This is a genomic window from Klebsiella sp. CN_Kp100, from assembly GCF_040065315.1.
Lineage (GTDB): Bacteria > Pseudomonadota > Gammaproteobacteria > Enterobacterales > Enterobacteriaceae > Klebsiella > Klebsiella oxytoca.
In genome coordinates, this window is sequence record NZ_JBEAIJ010000038.1 from 33,208 (window position 1) to 50,470 (window position 17,263).

General features: G+C 55.2%; 15 protein-coding genes. 1 reads left to right on the forward strand and 14 read right to left on the reverse strand.

Annotation, left to right across the window (positions count from 1 at the left end; translation table 11 throughout):
* Nucleotides 1-58 precede the first annotated feature (58 nt).
* The 7 genes from ABLV12_RS14725 to ABLV12_RS14755 all read right to left on the reverse strand — a co-directional run bounded on the left by ABLV12_RS14725 (nucleotide 59) and on the right by ABLV12_RS14755 (nucleotide 8,665).
* Nucleotides 59-1,459, reverse strand: a complete 1,401-nt coding sequence (locus tag ABLV12_RS14725; RefSeq protein ID WP_064397020.1) for an MFS transporter — start codon at nucleotides 1,457-1,459, stop codon at nucleotides 59-61.
* A gap of 405 nt (nucleotides 1,460-1,864) precedes the next feature.
* Complete coding sequence (locus ABLV12_RS14730; RefSeq protein WP_064397018.1) at nucleotides 1,865-3,229, reverse strand: aromatic acid/H+ symport family MFS transporter; 1,365 nt, start codon at nucleotides 3,227-3,229, stop codon at nucleotides 1,865-1,867.
* 10 nt (nucleotides 3,230-3,239) lie between these two features.
* Entirely contained in the window at nucleotides 3,240-4,058 is an 819-nt protein-coding gene (locus ABLV12_RS14735) for a TIM barrel protein (protein WP_017146501.1), read from the reverse strand.
* Between the two features lie 64 nt (nucleotides 4,059-4,122).
* Entirely contained in the window at nucleotides 4,123-5,826 is a 1,704-nt protein-coding gene (locus tag ABLV12_RS14740) for an FAD-dependent oxidoreductase (RefSeq protein ID WP_064397014.1), read from the reverse strand.
* Nucleotides 5,827-5,836: 10 nt separating this feature from the next.
* On the reverse strand, nucleotides 5,837-6,157 hold the full coding sequence (locus tag ABLV12_RS14745; RefSeq protein ID WP_004099512.1) for an NIPSNAP family protein: 321 nt from the start codon (nucleotides 6,155-6,157) through the stop codon (nucleotides 5,837-5,839).
* The gene (locus tag ABLV12_RS14750) at nucleotides 6,147-7,847 is read right to left on the reverse strand and encodes an FAD-dependent oxidoreductase (protein ID WP_064397012.1); all 1,701 of its coding nucleotides are present in this window, start codon (nucleotides 7,845-7,847) and stop codon (nucleotides 6,147-6,149) included. The genes ABLV12_RS14745 and ABLV12_RS14750 overlap by 11 nt, the downstream gene beginning before the upstream one ends.
* On the reverse strand, nucleotides 7,844-8,665 hold the full coding sequence (locus tag ABLV12_RS14755; RefSeq protein ID WP_064397010.1) for a hypothetical protein: 822 nt from the start codon (nucleotides 8,663-8,665) through the stop codon (nucleotides 7,844-7,846). Before ABLV12_RS14755 ends, ABLV12_RS14750 begins: the two co-directional genes overlap by 4 nt.
* A gap of 153 nt (nucleotides 8,666-8,818) precedes the next feature.
* Here ABLV12_RS14755 and ABLV12_RS14760 point away from each other — a divergent pair, with 153 nt between their 5' ends.
* Entirely contained in the window at nucleotides 8,819-9,577 is a 759-nt protein-coding gene (locus ABLV12_RS14760; RefSeq protein ID WP_004099518.1) for an IclR family transcriptional regulator C-terminal domain-containing protein, read from the forward strand.
* A 100-nt stretch (nucleotides 9,578-9,677) separates the two neighbouring features.
* Here ABLV12_RS14760 and ABLV12_RS14765 read toward each other — a convergent pair whose 3' ends face one another.
* The 7 genes from ABLV12_RS14765 to ampG all read right to left on the reverse strand — a co-directional run bounded on the left by ABLV12_RS14765 (nucleotide 9,678) and on the right by ampG (nucleotide 17,221).
* Nucleotides 9,678-10,010 (reverse strand): hypothetical protein, encoded by a 333-nt coding sequence (locus tag ABLV12_RS14765; RefSeq protein ID WP_004111016.1) that lies wholly within the window; start codon nucleotides 10,008-10,010, stop codon nucleotides 9,678-9,680.
* A 467-nt stretch (nucleotides 10,011-10,477) separates the two neighbouring features.
* Complete coding sequence (gene cyoE, locus ABLV12_RS14770; RefSeq protein WP_004111018.1) at nucleotides 10,478-11,365, reverse strand: heme o synthase; 888 nt, start codon at nucleotides 11,363-11,365, stop codon at nucleotides 10,478-10,480.
* An 11-nt stretch (nucleotides 11,366-11,376) separates the two neighbouring features.
* On the reverse strand, nucleotides 11,377-11,706 hold the full coding sequence (locus tag ABLV12_RS14775) for a cytochrome o ubiquinol oxidase subunit IV (RefSeq protein ID WP_004099523.1): 330 nt from the start codon (nucleotides 11,704-11,706) through the stop codon (nucleotides 11,377-11,379).
* Nucleotides 11,706-12,317 carry a cytochrome o ubiquinol oxidase subunit III gene (locus ABLV12_RS14780; RefSeq protein WP_004099525.1) on the reverse strand — a complete coding sequence of 204 codons (612 nt, stop codon included), beginning with the start codon at nucleotides 12,315-12,317 and terminating at the stop codon, nucleotides 11,706-11,708. Before ABLV12_RS14780 ends, ABLV12_RS14775 begins: the two co-directional genes overlap by 1 nt.
* Complete coding sequence (cyoB, locus tag ABLV12_RS14785) at nucleotides 12,307-14,298, reverse strand: cytochrome o ubiquinol oxidase subunit I (protein WP_004099527.1); 1,992 nt, start codon at nucleotides 14,296-14,298, stop codon at nucleotides 12,307-12,309. Before cyoB ends, ABLV12_RS14780 begins: the two co-directional genes overlap by 11 nt.
* Nucleotides 14,299-14,317: 19 nt before the next feature.
* Entirely contained in the window at nucleotides 14,318-15,265 is a 948-nt protein-coding gene (gene cyoA / locus ABLV12_RS14790) for a cytochrome o ubiquinol oxidase subunit II (protein WP_064397005.1), read from the reverse strand.
* Nucleotides 15,266-15,745: 480 nt separating this feature from the next.
* Nucleotides 15,746-17,221 carry a muropeptide MFS transporter AmpG gene (gene ampG, locus ABLV12_RS14795; RefSeq protein WP_004111020.1) on the reverse strand — a complete coding sequence of 492 codons (1,476 nt, stop codon included), beginning with the start codon at nucleotides 17,219-17,221 and terminating at the stop codon, nucleotides 15,746-15,748.
* Between the last annotated feature and the right edge of the window lie 42 nt (nucleotides 17,222-17,263).

Genomic DNA, 17,263 nt, shown 5'->3' on the forward strand with positions numbered 1-17,263 from the left:
ATTTCAGATGTTCTTCTGGATAGCCCGCACCCGGAGAGCGCGGGCCAGGTTTCGGGCTTTACATTTCTCCACGCGCTTCGCGCTCTTTCAGCTCTTGCATAATCTGTGGGTACTGTTTATCCAGCCGATAAAACAGCAGGGTGATGATGACCACAATCCACAGGAAGAATGAGCCGTAGAGATAAACGTTATTAATCATGTCGATAGCGCTTTGCGGTTGAACGCCGGATCCGCTGCTGGAACTGACGTAGCCCGAGAGGCTTAACAGGCCGGAGATAACCGCGGCGGCAATGCCTGCGCCGAGCTTCGTACCGACAGACCCCGCAGAGAAGATCATTCCCTCCTGGCGGACGCGCGTTTTCCACTGGCCATATTCGACGGCGTCGCCGCAGAAGCCGAATAGCACGGCATTCAGCGGCGCGAAGCCGATACCGCGAATAATGGCGTTGGCCAGCGCCCAGTGGTAGTCGTCAGAATTAAACATAAACAGCACCTGGCCTATGGTCGCCAGCACAATGCCGCAAAGGGCCACATTGCGTTTACCGTATTTTCGAATGGGGACGGAACTCAAGAAGGTGAAAATAATGATGCAGGCGGTTTCGGCCACGAAAATGGAGCTGTAGAAGGTATCGTCGCCTAGCACGTAGCGGCAGTAGTAAGGTAGCGCGATACCAACCACGGTGTAATAAACGCTCTGGGCTGTCCAGAGGATCGCGCTGGCCCAGAAGTACTGGTTACGGAAGAGGGCAGAAAGCTGCGTTTTTACCGCTACGTTTCCCTGCTTTTCCCGCGCTTTGATAACCACTTTTTCTTCACATTTGTAGAAGCAAAACAGCAGTAACAACAGCGCCAGAAAAGCCCAGATGGCCATGGTTTTAATCCATGCTGCCTGATCGTCGCCGAAATATTTCACCAGCGGCAACGTACAAGCTACGGCGAGGATGCGGCCAAATGGCGACATCGACATGCGGGTGATGCTAAGCATATCCCTTTCCCAGGAGGTCCGGGTCATCATCGCGGAGAGGCTGCCATAGGGGAGATTGATCGCGGTGTAGCACACGGTGGTACAGAAGTTATAGGCTACCAGCAGGTAGAGAAACTGCAGCGTTCCGGTGGTTTGGGGCACGGTAAACAGCAGAATCGCCGATACGGCGTAGGGGACGCTCATCCACAGCAGCCAGGGGCGTGATTTTCCCCAGCGAGAGTTTGTGCGCTCAACCATCAGACCCATAATGACATCGGAAACACCGTCAAACAGACGTGAGATCAGCATTACCAGACCGACCGTGGCGATACTAATGCCGACATAATCCGTATAGAAAAGCGTTAAAACTGTGCCGATCATGCCGAAAACGACGTTACAGGCGGTATCGCCTCCACCATAGGCTATTCGGGTTGTCCAGGTTAACTTATCGCCGCGTGATGCTACGGGAGAAATAAGGATCTGCTGTTCACTCATGGTCTATTCCTTTGTCGGGGGGACAAGTAAGGACCTCAGCGCCAGTTCCACCGGCACTACCTTATCCTGATGTCAGCCAGAACATAAGGAAATGTTTGTTTCGTTTCAATGGTTATATGAAATTTAACTTCTATATATGAGAGGCGGATCGAAAAATAGAAAAGATTGTGCGTCCGATGTGGCTCGGGGAATCATCAAGTCATTCTGATTAATAAGGTTATTTGCTGCCTTTTTTGACGCCCATTGATTCATCTTGTATATGCTATTTGTGATTTTGAGTGCTGATTTTGTGAAGTGAATCGATAAGGCATTAGATTTTTATTTTTCATTATTAATGTATATTGAAATTAATTTTTCTTTTTTTGTGGTCGGGCATGGTGCAGCATGCCCGACTGATTAACGCATTTAACCGGTATTGCCGAACGCGGCGGTGGAGGAGGTGGATTTTGGCGCCGAATCAGCCGCGAAAATTCCTTTGGCCGCGAGCCCGGCGACGGTGATCGCGGCGGGGATGCCAAGGAGCAGAAAAACGCTTTCGAAGCTAATATTCAGCGCCAGCATCTCAGCTCCGGCAAAAGCGCTGAGGATGGCGCCCATGCGGCCCACGCCGTGCATCCAGCTGGAACCTGTAGCCCGCGCTTCGGTAGGATAGTAGCGGGCGGAAAGCGCATTCATACCGGTATTGGCTCCGTTTAAACAGGCTCCGCTGATAAACGCCAGCAGGCAGATGAGCGCAAAGCTTGCCGCTGCATATCCCATTGCCATCGTAAACAGGCCGCCAACGGCGTAAATCATTCCGAGCGCCCGATGCGGATTGATCCGGTCCATCAGCCAGCCCGCAAACAGCGAGCCAATGGTTCCTCCCGCCTGGTACATTGCGGTCATCACCGCCGCCTGGCCAACCGTTAGTCCCACCTCTTTCACCAGCGTCGGTAACCAGCTACCGAGAAGATAGACCAGAAAGAGCCCCATAAAATAGACCAGCCAGAGCATCATTGAACCGAAGCGATACTGGCGGGAGAGGACGATGCGCATTGCATTTGCCTGCACGGGCTGGGCTGGGAGAGTGAACTCAGCATCATCGGCGATTTGGCCCGGATAGAGGCGCTGTAAAATCAGCCGAATACGTCGGGCTGGCGCGCGCTTAACCACCAGAAAACGCACCGACTCCGGTAACAGCCAGATCAGGAGCGGCGCGAACAGCAGCGGGAGGATGCCGCCGAGCAGCATCAGCGAGTGCCAGCCAAACTTCGGGATTAGCCATGAGGCGGAGAATCCTCCCGCCGCGGCGCCAAAGGTGAAGCCGCAAAAAATAATCGTAATCAGAAACGAGCGCTGACGCTCAGGCGCATACTCCGACACCAGAGTGCCGATATTCGGCATGGCAGCGCCTAATCCGAGCCCGGTCAGAAAACGAAAAAGCACCATCTGTTCGATGTTTTGCGAAAGGGCGGTGGCAATGGTCCAGAAGCCGAAGAAGAAGACGCTATTGATAATGATTTTTTTCCGCCCCAGCCAGTCGGCGAGCGGCCCGGAGAATATAGCGCCCAGCGCAAGGCCTATCAGCGCGGCGCTGATGACAAAACCGAGTTCATGGTTGCTTACTCCCCATTCCTGCTTCAGCGTCGGGGCGATAAATCCCATGATGGCGATATCAAAGCCGTCCAGCGCAATCACGCAGAAGCCTAAAAACACCACCAGTTTTTGAAAGCGGCTGAGCGGATTGGCGTTGATTAACTCCCTGACGTCCAGGCGTTGAGTCTGTGTCATGGGATGCTCCTTATGCGCAAGGGCGCAGGTAGGACTGCGCGGCGTTAAACAGCAACTGAGCGCGAGTGAGTGCCGGCAGCGCGCCGCGTTCGCCGCTTAGCGGAACCTCGATAGAAACCGGCAGCGTCGCCGGAAGCGCCGCCATCAGTCCATGCAGATCGAGCCCGCCTTCGCCGGGCACCTTACGCGCGGCGCGGGCCTGGTAAATCAGCTCCTGTTCATCTGCTGGGATCTGCGGCGAGGCATCGCAAAGCTGCATATAGTTGAGGCAGTTTTTCGGCAGCGCGGCGAGCGTAGACAGCGACTCGCCTGAGCGCCAGAAATGAATCGCGTCGATCAAAATACCGATATCCTGGCGGCCGCTGGCGGCGATAAGCGCCTGGGCTTCGGCGATGGTGCGCAGCTGTGTCCAGGGCATGGGCTCCAGGTTCATGGTTAAACCATACTCCTGGCCAGCTTCGGCAAGCCGGGCCAGATTTTCCGCGCTGCGAGCGCGGTTGTCATCATTTCCGGCGACTAAAACCTGTCTGGCGCCCAGACGCGCGGCGGTATGGAGAAAGAGCTGCAAACGAGCGTCCAGCGAAAAATCTGGCGTCAGGCGGACTATCTCAACGTCCGAGACGCGAATACCGGTTTCTATCAGCGCTGCCAGGGTATCGCGGACAGCGGCAGTATCGCCCAGCATGCCATAGTCAGGGTCGGTCGCCGTGGCGGGAAGCAGGCGCAGGCCGACGTGAGTAAATCCGGTTTGGGCCGCGATCCGCACCTGTTGCGGTGGCGGGACGTCGAGTAGGGTAAGCGCGGCGAGTGACAGGGTTCGCATGTTCATAAAGGACTCCAGTACAGTTGCAGGTGATTGTTGTTATGCGTATTGCCGTCCCTGGTAAAATGCTTTACTGCGTTGCTTTATTAATGTTTTCTGCCAGTTTTTTACCGACCATGTAGCCAAAGGTCATGGCCGGACCAAGCGTGATACCGCCGCTGGGATAGAATCCCCGCATCACGCTCGACATATCGTTGCCGATGGCGTAAAGGCCCTGAATCGGCTGCTGCTGCGCGTTGAGAACGCGCGCATTCTCATCGGTAAGTAAACCGCTGAAGGAGCCCAGCGAACCGGGCAGAATGCGTACCGCATAAAAAGGCGCGCGGCTGAGTTTCCCAAGCGTAGGGTGAGGGGAACGGCTGGCGTCCCCCTGCGCGCGGTTGTATGCCGACGCGCCGCGCTGATAATCCTTATCCTCCCCCAGGTCTACAAAACCGTTAAAACGGGCGATCGTTTTCGCCAGCTGCTGCGAATCGATAGCGCATGCTTTCGCCAGCGCTTCCAGCGTCTCGCCGACGTACAGATAGCCGGTGCGTCGCCAGGACTCCGGGGCAAAAGGAAAAGGGCGGGCATGGCCTAACCCATAGCGCCGAAGCGCACGGCTATCGCCAATCAGCCACGCCTGTGGCGCTTCGCCAGGCGGCGTGACCTCCAGCAGCGCGGCGATAAAATCGTGGTAGGAATCAGCCTCATTGGTAAAGCGTTTACCGTTGGGCAGTACGGCAATAAAGCCGGGCTTGGCGCGTTCAACCAGATGTGGGAAGACCAGCTGCAGACCGCTGGCCTGCGTCACGCGCGAAACGGGCGCCCAGGCCATCGCATGCCTGAGCGTGGTATCAAACTGGCCGCCGACCGTTTCGCCAAGGCGGATGCCCTCCCCCTGATTACCCGGAGGCGCGGCGGAGAAGTGGCCATAGCCGCTGGCGGCGTGCGGCACGTTTTCGGCCAGGCGCTGTCTGTCGTGAGGAAAGCCGCCGCAGGCGAGGATCACCGCACCGGCCCGAACCTCTATCCGGCCGTCGTCGCTGCGTAATATCGCGCCCTTTACTCCGTTTCCTGATGCGAGCAGCCGTTCAACCGGCGCATTAAGCTGAAAAGTCACTCCTGCATCCAGCGCCGAGCGCAGCAGCCGGGCAACCAAAGCGTTGCCGTTAACCAGATGCTGTCCGCGTCCGGCGCGCAGTCGCTGCCAGCCGTGGCGCAGCAGGCGACGGCTGGCATACAGCGCCGATCGCGGCGAGCGAGTGGCGTTGAAAAAGTGTGCCATATCCGTGCCGCCGGCAATGCCCATCCCCGCGAGGCTGATAGTCTCCAGAGGCGGGCGCAGGCGATGCAGCCAGTCGCCGAGCAGCCGCCCATCGAAAGGCTGCGCCGTGACCGAGCGCCCTCCGGCGGCCGATCCCGGCGAATGATGAAAATCGGGCATTTTGCTGCCGGAAAGAAACTGCACGGCAGTATGGCGGCGGAAAAAGTCAATCATCTCCGGTCCGTGCCGTAAGTAGGCAAGCAGGCGCGCATCGGCCGGTTCACCGTTCATTTCATGCTGCAAATAAACCAGCGGTGCGTTGGGCTCTTCCTTAATCCCCTCTTCACGCGCCAGCGGATTATGCGGGATCCACAGCCAGCCGCCGGACCAGGCGCTGGTGCCGCCAATCACCGACTCTTTCTCCGCAACCAGCACGCTGGCGCCGCCAATGGCGGCAGTGACGGCGGCGGAGAGCCCCGCCGCGCCGGAGCCGACCACCAGAACATCCACGTTCATCTGCCCGCTCATAACCGACTCCTTATTGCAGCGGTGAAAAATCAGTAGGGCGCAGAAGAACCGACTCCAGGCGCTCAACGGCGGCCAGTTCGCGGTTCTTGCGTGAAAACGTCAGCCAGCGTTCGTCCTGCGCCATGCGCGCCCGACGCACCAGGCGATCGTCCAGGCTTTCATAGGCCCAGATATGCACCACCTGATTAACCACCCCAATTTCAGTAAAGAAAAAGCCGATGAGTTTGCCGAGATGTTCGGTTTGTACGGCGTAAGCATCGCTTTTATATAACGCCAGCCAGTCGGCCATTTTCAGCGGATTAATGGTGTAGGTACGTTTTTCATAGATCATAATTTTCTCCTGTTGAGAGTGTGTGTTGTTGCGCCATATGGCTGGCTGAGAGATAGCCGAAGGTGAGCGCCGGGCCGAGAGTAATGCCTGGACCGGGATAGGTGCCTGCCATAATCGAATCCATATCGTTACCGACGGCATAGAGCCCTTTAATGGGGCTCCCCTGCTGGTTAATGACCTGAGCATTGGCGGTAGTGACCAGGCCGCGCGAGGTGCCGAGATCGCCGGTATAGAGGGTAATGGCGTAAAACGGCGGGCTGGTCAGCGGAGCGTTACAGGCGTTTGGCCGATGGCCGGGATCGCCCATCGCGCGGTTATAGCTGTTGCCGCCTTTGGCGAACTCCGGGTCGTGGCCCTGGGCGGCATCGCGGTTATAGCGTGCCACCGTTTCTGCCAACGTCTGCGGGTCCAGCCCGAGCTGTTGCGCCAGTTCCGCCAGCGTTTCGGCCTGGTGCAGATAGCCCGCCTTCACCAGCGCGTCGTTATTCACCGGAGCAGGGCGCGCAAGGCCCAGGCCATAGCGCTTCATGGCCAGAGCGTCACAAATCAGGAAGCAGGGGGCGTTTTCTGCCCGGCTTTGCATGGCGCTGGCGAAATGGTGATAAGAATTTGATTCATTCACGAAGCGAACCGCTCGCTGGTTAACGGCAATGATGCCGGGTTTCGCGCGGTCGATGACCAGGTGAGGGAAGCGCTCTTGCGTGCCGTCGGGACGCCGTAAAACCGAGACCGGCGCCCAGAAAAAGTTAGACGGCAGATCGGCGCCTTCGCGGGCATTGACCGCGGCGGCAAGGCGCAGCGCGGCGCCGTCGTTGGCGGCGGGCGACATGGTGTAGTGCTCGCGAGTAGCAGGGCGATAGCGTTCAGCCAGTTTGCCTGCGGCAAAACCTCCCGCCGCCAGCACCACGCCGCAGCGGGCTTCAAGGAGCTGTGGCTGCCCATCGTTCTCGATTTCCACACCGGTTATTTCGCCATTGCGTTCGCTTAGCGAAAGCACATTCACGTTGAGCCTGAGCTGCATTCCTTTGCGAAAGGCGAGCGTCGCCATGCGCGCTATCAGCGCGTTACCCATCGCCAGTCGTGTTCCTCGAGGGTATTTGAGCCGATCGCGGCCGTAGCGCAGCAGCAGCTTGCCGCAGTGGGTGATAGAGCGCAGGGAGCGGCGCAGATCGAGAAAGTGCTGGATATCGACCCGATTAACCATCATTCCGCCAAATAGCAGCATCCCCGGCGGAGGAGAACGGAGATCGCAGAAATGTTCGCCCAGCTTGCGCCCGTCAAACTCCACCACCTCCAGCGCCCGGCCGACGTCGACGGCACCGGGTTCATCCGGGTAATAATCCGGAGAAAGCGGACGCAGGCTATATTTCACCGCCCCCTCTTTTTCAAGAAACGCCAGCGCCTCGCGTCCCGAAGAGATAAAAGCTTCGATCAGATCCTGACGATAGTTGGGCTCGCCGATGATGGTCCGCAGATAGGTTTTGATTGCCTGCTGACTATCGTCTGTAGTCATTGTTCGCGCCTGATCGCTATCGTGGATCCATACCGCGCCGCCGGAAATGGCGGAGGTGCCGCCAAACTGCGGGGCTTTTTCCAGCATCAGCACCGACAGTCCTTTACAGCAGGCGGTCACCGCCGCGGCAAAGCCTGCTGCGCCGCTGCCGATAACGATGACATCCCAGCTTTTCATGCTGCCGCTCCTTGTTCCTGCGGAATGGCGCCAATGAACTGCCCCATGAGTTTCATCTGCGCCAGCGCCATCTCCGGCCCGGTCTGGATAGTGCAGCCGCGATCGCGGGCGAAGGCCAGAAGCGGGGTGACGATCGGCGCGGTTACCACGTCAGCGACATGCGTTGCTGCGGGAAGGGTTTCCAGCAGCGCCTGCGGCAGCGGTAAAGAAGCGAAACCGGTCATTCCCGCTGGAGAGCCATTCACCACTAAATCCAGACCAGTAAGGGTAGCGGGCAGGTCGCTGAGCTGAACGTGGGGAAAATGGGCTGCCAGTCGGTTATGCAGTTGCTGAAGGGCAGCGGGATTCTGGTCATGCAGGGCCAGCTGAAGGATGCCCGCTTCGCATAATCCCCAGGCAATTGCGCTGCCGACGCCGCCGCAGCCGGAGAGCAGCGCCTTTTTACCCGCGGCATTAAATCCATGCGCCTCTGCGGCAAGCTGGAAGCCGACGCCATCCAGCATATCGCCTTGCAAACGGCCATCGGCCAGCTTACGGATGACATTGACGGCATTCAGGTGTCGGGCTCGCGGCGTTAACTCATCAACCAGGGCAGCGGCACGCTGTTTATGCGGAACGGTAACCAGCACGCCGCTCATGTTGTGCCAGCCGCGTAGCGTATTGAGATAATCAGCAACGGCATGCGGAGCGATATCCACCGGGATCATGACACTATCCATCTGTCGTTCGGCAAAGTAGCGGTTGAAGTTCTCCGGCGATTTAACCTGGGTAATCGGGTGGCCGATAACGGCGACGACCTGAGTGAATCCACTGACCATTTCCAACCTCATTTTGTTAAATGAATGTTGTTAAAGTATTTCAGCGGAAGCTGAGAGCGACAACGCAGAATTCGGCCATACTGGTTGTTAATCGCACCACCACTGCGATAATCGCGCTAAACCGATCATATTGTTGCGAAAGTGTGAACAGCTATGCAAAACCAGATTCATTCCCGCGATCTAATCGTCGGCCTGCAAAAGGGGCTGGCGCTGATCCAGCTATTTTCGAAAGAGTTTCCGCGTCTCACGGTGCCGCAGGCGGCGAAAATGAGCGGTCTGACGCCTAGCGCCGCACGCCGTTTTTTCCTCACGCTGCTGCATGAGCGCTATCTGCAGACCGACGGACGTCACTACTGGCTGACGCCCAAAGCGTTAAGGCTGGGGCAGGCGTATGTGGATTCGGCGCAGTTTCCGCGGATGGTGCGACCGATCGTGGAGTACATCGCCAGCCGAACGGAAGAGCATGCTTCGGTAGGTGTGATTGATGACGATGAGCTGGTTTATATTGCCCGCAGCAAGCATACGCCGTTTAACTCGACTTCAGTGCGTCTGGGAGAAAGGGTGCCGATTTACTGTACCGCCGGGGGGCGGCTCTGGCTGGCTTCGTTAGCGGAAGATGAATGTGAAACCGTTTTGCAGCGGATCCGTCGCGAACAGCGCACGCCCTATACGGTAACGGACGTAGCGGCTTTAATGGAAAAGATCGCTCAGGTGCGTCGGCAGGGCTATGCCGCGATTGAGCAGGAGTTTGAAATTGGCATGCTGGTGCTGGCGGTGCCGCTATCCGACAGGGAAGGGCTCTACTGGGGGGCGCTGAGCTTAACCAGCCATCAGTCGAGAACCTCGCTGGAGGCGCTGTGTCGCGATCATCTGGATTTACTCTATAGCGCCCAGGCGATGCTGGTGGGGTGAGATAATATCCATGGACTGATGCAACGGAAGGGGAGGCGTCATAATACCGCGCAGATAAAAAGGCAGGGCTAACCCTGCCTTAAGATCGTTTGAGACTGACTTAAGCGGTCAGGTTCTTAGAGAAGGCACCCCAGTCTGCTGCCATCTCACCAGCGAAAGAGGACCAGCTGTTGGAAAGGGCGCTTAGGGCATCATTCAAGCCTGCATGGCTTGCGGAGAGATATTCGCTCCAGTCAGATGCGCCGGTCAGGAATTTGCCGAGCTCAACGGTACCGTTAATGATGGCGTTGGCGATGGTGGCGCCAGCGGTGGTGATAAAATCGCTAAAGCCGCTACCGGCGTTGACAACCAGGCTGGTAATGCTTGTCGCAAAATCGACCAGATTAAAACCGCCAGAAATAGATTCCATTTCGCCAATAGTTAATTCTTTCATTGGTATATCCTTGTTTAATTGAATAAATTTTTATTAGTGAGTCTCGTACCCACGGCGCAAGACTACCATTGCCGAATTACGGCAGGCTAGCTATCCTGGCGTGTGAATTGTTGAATTTTTATATCAATTTAAATCAGTAGGAATAGAGACGAAGATAAACCAGTTCATTTCAAATTATGAATATAGTAGCGGCTATTCTGAAGCGAGTATGAAGCCAGACAACAGGGGCGCAGGACTTATATTGAGTCCGCACGTAATTTATCTACATTCGTGGATTAAACGGATCGGCTGCGTTTCGCCAGCGGATCGCGGGGTTTATTGAACGACTCTATTTACGCCGGGCCTTGTGCAGCTTGACGCGGTACAAACCTTCACCTGAGTTAGTCAGAACGTTAGAAATAGAAGAGTGATTAAGAAAGAGTAAGGTGAAAATAATGGCGTATCGAACGATACGCCATTAAGCGATATTAACTGACGTAAGCCAGCAGGCTATGTGAATCCGGCACCATAAAGTCAACGGACATCATCACCGACAGCGCGGTAATGGCGACAATCGAAAAGACGAACAGCTTACGCGCCCAGACTTTATCATCCGCCACTTTATAGCCGCGCAGCGCCATACCGAGCCACCAGACGCTCACGGCCGCAGCGACAACCAGATATTTATATCCGGCGTAGCCGCCCAGAGAGAGCATCAGCGTAGCCACGGTGAAGGCGATGATGTAAACGGTAATATGATTTTTGGCGACTGAAATGCCTTTCACTACCGGCAGAACCGGAATATTCGCTGCCTGATAATCCTTAAAGCGGAAGATCGCGATAGCGTAAGAGTGGGGCATCTGCCACAGGCTGAAAATCGCCAGCAGAATCGCGGCACCGCTGTCAAAATCACCGGTAACCGCACAGTAGCCAATCACCGGCGGCGCAGCGCCGGAGAGAGAACCAATCAACGTGCCGTAGACGGAGTGGCGCTTCATGTACAGGCTGTAAACGCCGACATAAACCACGAACCCCATCACCCCCAGCCAGCAGGCCAGAGGATTAGCGCCAAACCACAGGAGCATGAAGCCAGCAATACCCAGCACGGTGGCGTATACCAGCGAAGCTTCTGGCGAGATCAGCCCTTTGACCAGCACCCGGTTTTTCGTCCGTTCCATCTTACGATCGATATCACGGTCGATATAGTTGTTGAAAACACAACCCGAGGCGACCACCAGGGATACTCCGAGGAGCGTCCAGAGAAATAGCGGATAGTCGATGTGGCCTTTGGAGGCCAGCAGGAAACCGCCAATCACGGAGATCAGGTTGCCAAAAATGATGCCTGGTTTCGTTACTTGCAGGTATTGCTTAAACATACTCGCCGCTCTTAGTGCATCATCATGTTGTAGTTCAGGTTCCACATAATCCAGATGGAGCCAACGACTACGATAGCAATGATGATTACGGTGAAGATAAATGCGGTCAGGTTCCAACCTTCGTCCGATTTACTGTTCATATGCAGGAAGTACACGAGGTGCACCACAATCTGCACAACTGCAGTAACCAGGATGGTTCCCAGAATTGCCGCATGCGATGCGGAGCCACTCATCACCATTGCAAACGGGATAACCGTCAGAATGATCGACAGAATAAATCCTGTCATGTAGCTCTTCACGCTGCCGTGAGAAGCGCCGCTATGATCGGTAGAATGACTCATTACATCGCCCCCATCAGATAAACAACAGAGAACACGCAGATCCACACGACGTCCAGGAAGTGCCAGAACAGGCTCAGGCACATAATACGGGTGCGGTTAGTGCTGGTCAGCCCACGACGGGAAACCTGAACCATCAGCACCGCCATCCAGATCAGACCTGAAGTCACGTGCAGACCGTGGGTGCCGACCAGCGCGAAGAACGCTGACAGGAAGCCGCTGCGATCCGGACCCATACCTTCAACAATCAGATGATGGAATTCATAGAGCTCCATCGCGATGAATCCTGCCCCGAAGAGGAAGGTCAGCGCGAGCCAGGAAACGACCTGGCTCTTGTTGTTTTTGTACATGGCGATAGCCGCCATGCCGTAGGTGATGGAGCTGAACAGCAGCAGCGCGGTTTCAACCAGAACGAACGGCAGTTCAAAAATATCTTTACCGGTCGGACCGCCCGCCGTGCCGTTCACCAGAACGGCATAGGTAGCGAACAGAGTGGCGAAGATAATGCAGTCGCTCATCAGGTAGATCCAGAAACCGAATACCTTCATCGGTCCTGTATCATGGTGCCCGTGTTCGTGCGCGTGGGCGTTATGCGCAAGAGTATCAGTTGCCATTTTTCAGCCCTGCTTTGTTAATCTCATCGAAATGCTGATTTTCCAGTTTTTCGACTACTGCAACCGGCACGTAGTAATCCACGTCCTCGTCAAAGCTCTTAATGATCCAGGTCGCCAGGATGCCGACGAAGCTTGCAATCGCCAGCCACCAGATATGCCAGATCATTGCGAAACCAAACAACGTTGCGAAAGCTGCAATGACAATGCCCGCGCCGCTGTTTTTCGGCATATGAATCTCTTCATAGCCAGCCGGTTTCTTATACGCTTCGCCTTTTTCTTTCATTTCCCAGAACGCGTCACGCTCGTGAACGACAGGAACGATAGCGAAGTTGTAGAACGGCGGAGGAGAAGAGGTTGCCCACTCCAGCGTACGGCCGCCCCATGGGTCACCGGTGAGGTCGCGGTTCTGCTCGCGATCGCGGATAGACACGTAGAACTGAATCAGCTGGCAGAGGATACCGCAGGCGATCAGCGCCGCACCGCAGGCTGCAACAACCAGCATCGGATGGAACTGTGGGTCAATCTGCTGGCTCAGGCGACGGGTCATACCCATGAAGCCCAGCACGTACAGCGGCATAAACGCCACGAAGAAACCGATGATCCAGAACCAGAAAGCGCGTTTGCCCCAGGTTTCGTTCAGCGTGAAGCCAAAGGCTTTCGGCCACCAGTAGGTCAGACCTGCGAAGCAACCGAACACCACGCCACCGATGATGACGTTATGGAAGTGCGCGATCAGGAACAGGCTGTTGTGCAGCACGAAGTCTGCGCCCGGTACCGCCAGCAGAACGCCGGTCATACCGCCTACGGAGAAGGTCACGATAAAGCCAATCGTCCACAGCATTGCTGAGTTGAAGACGATGCGGCCCTGGTACATGGTGAACAGCCAGTTGAAGATCTTAACCCCGGTCGGGATAGCGATGATCATGGTCGTAATACCGAAGAAGGCGTTTACGTTCGCGCCCGCACCCATAGTAAAGAAGTGGTGCAGCCAAACGATGAACGACAGAACGGTAATACATACTGTTGCCCATACCAGCGAGGTGTAGCCAAACAGACGCTTACGCGAGAAGGTTGCGGCGATTTCGGAGAAGACGCCGAATACTGGCAGAACCAGAATGTACACTTCCGGGTGACCCCAGGCCCAAATCAGGTTGATGTACATCATCATGTTGCCACCCATATCGTTGGTAAAGAAATGGGTGCCCAGGTAGCGGTCCAGGGTCAGCAGCGCGACGGTGACGGTCAGAATTGGGAAAGAGGCGATAATCAGGATGTTGGCGCACAGAGATGCCCAGCTAAATACCGGCATCTTGAACATGGTCATGCCAGGGGCACGCATCTTGATAATCGTAACAAAGAAGTTAATACCAGTTAACGTTGTACCAATACCGGATAGCTGGAGAGCCCAGATCCAGTAATCGACCCCGACGCCTGGACTGTACTCGATTCCCGATAGCGGCGGATAGGCCAGCCAACCGGTCTGCGCGAATTCACCGACGCCCAGAGAAAGGTTAACCAGAATCACGCCCACAACGGTGAACCAGAAGCTCAGGTTGTTAAGGAATGGGAAGGCAACGTCGCGCGCACCGAGCTGAAGCGGAACCACCAGGTTCATCAGACCGATAACAAACGGCATCGCTACGAAGAAGATCATGATAACGCCGTGGGCGGTAAAGATCTGATCGTAGTGATGAGGCGGCAGGAAGCCTGCTTCCCCAGCTGAGGCCAGCACCTGCTGGCTACGCATCATAACGGCGTCAGCAAAGCCACGCAGCAACATGACGATTGCTACGATAACGTACATGATACCGAGACGTTTGTGGTCAACCGAAGTCAGCCACTCGTTCCAAAGGTAGGACCACTTACCGAAGTAAGTGATGGCAGCCAGAAGCGCCAGCCCCCCAATGATAATTGCAGCCACCGTAACCACAATAATGGGTTCATGGTAGGGCACTGCATCCAGTGTAAGTTTTCCGAACATCGTTTTCTTCCTCGGCCCCTTAGTGAGCGGTTTCCGCGTGGCTCATGTCCATGCCTTCCATTCCTTCGTGCGCTGCATGCTCGCCCTCGGGTTGGGTCATATCCATGCTCTTACCGTGAGACATAAATTTGTTCACCACATCTTTAAACAAATCAGGTTTCACGTTAGAGAAGTATTCCACTTTGTTGTATTCGCTAGGCGCAGCCAGTTTGTCGAACGTTTCCATGGAGTCCATAGCGTTCGCAGACTGTTTGGCTTTCGCTACCCACTGATCGAAGGTTGCACGATCCGGCGTGGCGATAGCTTTGAACTTCATTCCTGAGAAGCCCGGGCCGCTATAGCTGGCGGAGATACCGTCGTAAGTACCAGGTTCGTTCGCGATGAGGTGCAGCTGAGTCTGCATCCCGGCCATTGCGTAAATCTGGCTACCTAAACGTGGGATAAAGAACGAGTTCATCACGGAGTTGGAGGTCACTTTGAAGTGTACCGGTACGTTCGCCGGGAAGGCGATTTCGTTGACGGTAGCAATGCCTTGTTCCGGATAGATGAAGAACCATTTCCAGTCCATCGAAACGACTTCGATGGTGATAGGTTTTTCATCGTGAGCAAGCGGTTTGCTCGGCTCTAATGCGTGAGTTGTTTTCCAGGTCAGAACGGCCAGGAACAGGATGATCAGAATAGGAACCGTCCAGACCACAGCTTCAACTTTGTTGGAGTGTGACCAGTTCGGGCTATACTTCGCATCTTTATTGCTCGCACGATACTTCCAGGCAAATCCTACTGCCATCAAGACGGCTGGAATAACGACGATCATCATCAGGCCAAAGGCCGTCAGAATCAGAGAGCGTTGCTCCAGTCCAATCTGTCCTTTTGGGTCGAGGAGTGCAGAATCACAACCACTGAGTAATAAAGTGCCTGCGATTAATGACATCCATCCCAAACTTTTATTGTATTTCCTAAGTCTCATTGAACGACCTCAATTCCACGGAATCTGGTGGCGCTTAAAGTGTACGGGCATTTTACGGGAAGGTTGCATTACTGTAAACATAGTTGGAGCTGTGTCTGTTCTATGTTAGCGGCTTCTGCTTGCCTTGTCACATATGTTACGGAGTGTGACATTATAGCTTGCAAACCTTGATTTCCGTGGGATTGATAACGAAAGGGATAAGAACGAAAGGGTTTATAAGAGAATGAGCATAACCACCTGCAAAACAACACAAATAATTAACAATTAATTATCAAATTACAGACATCATAAAAGCCGAAAATAAAACCAGCTGAGCTGAATCGGTTAAATTATTTATAGATTCGCATAAAAATTGTCAATAATTTCCAGAAATCTAAAACGCACAAAACAACAAATCAGGTACATTGAATATAAAATCGTTAATAAGACGTTATAATTACGTTTAGTAATTACAACGTCCATTTACGTTCTTGCGCTGATTTAAATCAACTCTGTTTTGCGCAATGCGAGGTAGTCAAGGAACGCGCCGAGCAAAATACCCGCAACGGCGGTAAGAACGGCAACCTCAAGCAGGCCCGCGAGGAAGGAAAAGGTGGTGTAATCCAGCGCGTTGAGGACCAGCAGCAGTAGCCATATCGCCAGTATCAGGCAGCCAATCGCCAGAATAACTAATGCCAGCCCGTAGGCCTGAGGAAAAAGCGTGCGCGGCATAAAGCTCTCCGAACGTTGAGTATGTTCAAGCGTACGGCGACAAATTAACAGCAGCAAAATCCCCGGAACCGCAGCAACAACGGAAAAGAGATAGAAAGCAGGCCATCCGTGAGCTTCGACAAACCAGCCGGCGATAGGCCCCACATATACGCGCCCAACGGCGGAGAGCGCTGAGAGCAAAGCGAACTGGGTGGCTGAAAATGACTTATTGCACAGCGTCATCAGCAGCGCAACGAATGCCGCCGTGCCCATTCCGCCGCACAGGTTTTCGAAAAACACCGCCGTCGCCATGGAGAAAAGGTGTTTATCGGTAATTGAGAGCAGCCAATACCCGGCGTTGGATACCCCCTGCAGCAGGCCGAAAATCAGCAGCGCGCGGAAAAGCGTCAGGCGCTGCATAAGCACGCCGCCATAAAGCGCACCGACAATCGTGGCGAACAGGCCGAGCGTTTTATTGACCATGCCCACTTCGCCCGCATCAAAACCGACGCCGCGAATCAGGAAGGTGGTGGTCAGACTCATGGCAAACGCGTCGCCAAGCTTATAAAGGACGATAAGCAAGAGAATAAGCCAGGCATTATTGCGGCCGAAGAAGTCGCGCAGCGGTGCGGCGACGGCCTGCTCCAGCGTCTTCGGCACCGGAATGACGTCGCTGGGTTCCGGGGCCAGCAGAGTAGCAATAATGCAGGGGATTAGCAGTGCGGCCATCAGCCAGTACATTCCCTGCCATCCCAGCCAGCGATCGGCCAGCCATAGCGCCAGCCCGCCGGAAACCAGCATCCCCAGACGATAGCCCAGCACGCTGATTGCCGCCCCGGTGCCTCGCTCTTCAGCGGCCAGCACGTCGGTCTTCCACGCGTCAAACACGATATCCTGCGAGGCGGAGCAAAAGGCGATAACGACCGCCAGCGCCGCCATCCAGCGTAGTTGCGTGGAAGGTTCAAGGAATCCCATCGCCGCAATGGCAATAAGTAGCAGGATCTGGGTCGCCAGCAGCCAGCCGCGTCGACGACCAAGAAACGGCGGCGTATAGCGGTCCATTACCGGCGACCAGAGGAATTTAAAGACGTAGGCCTGCCCGACGAGCGAGAAAAAACCGATGGTTTTGAGATCGATGTTTTCAACGGTCATCCACGCCTGTAGCGTGCCGGAGGTCAGGGCTAGCGGTAATCCAGAGGCGAAACCGAGAATCAGCAGGATAGCTGATTTTGGCTGCGTGAAAATGCGTAAATAATGATTGGACATAGCATATCGTGCAGACCCGACGCGAGGCCGGGTCTGCAACTC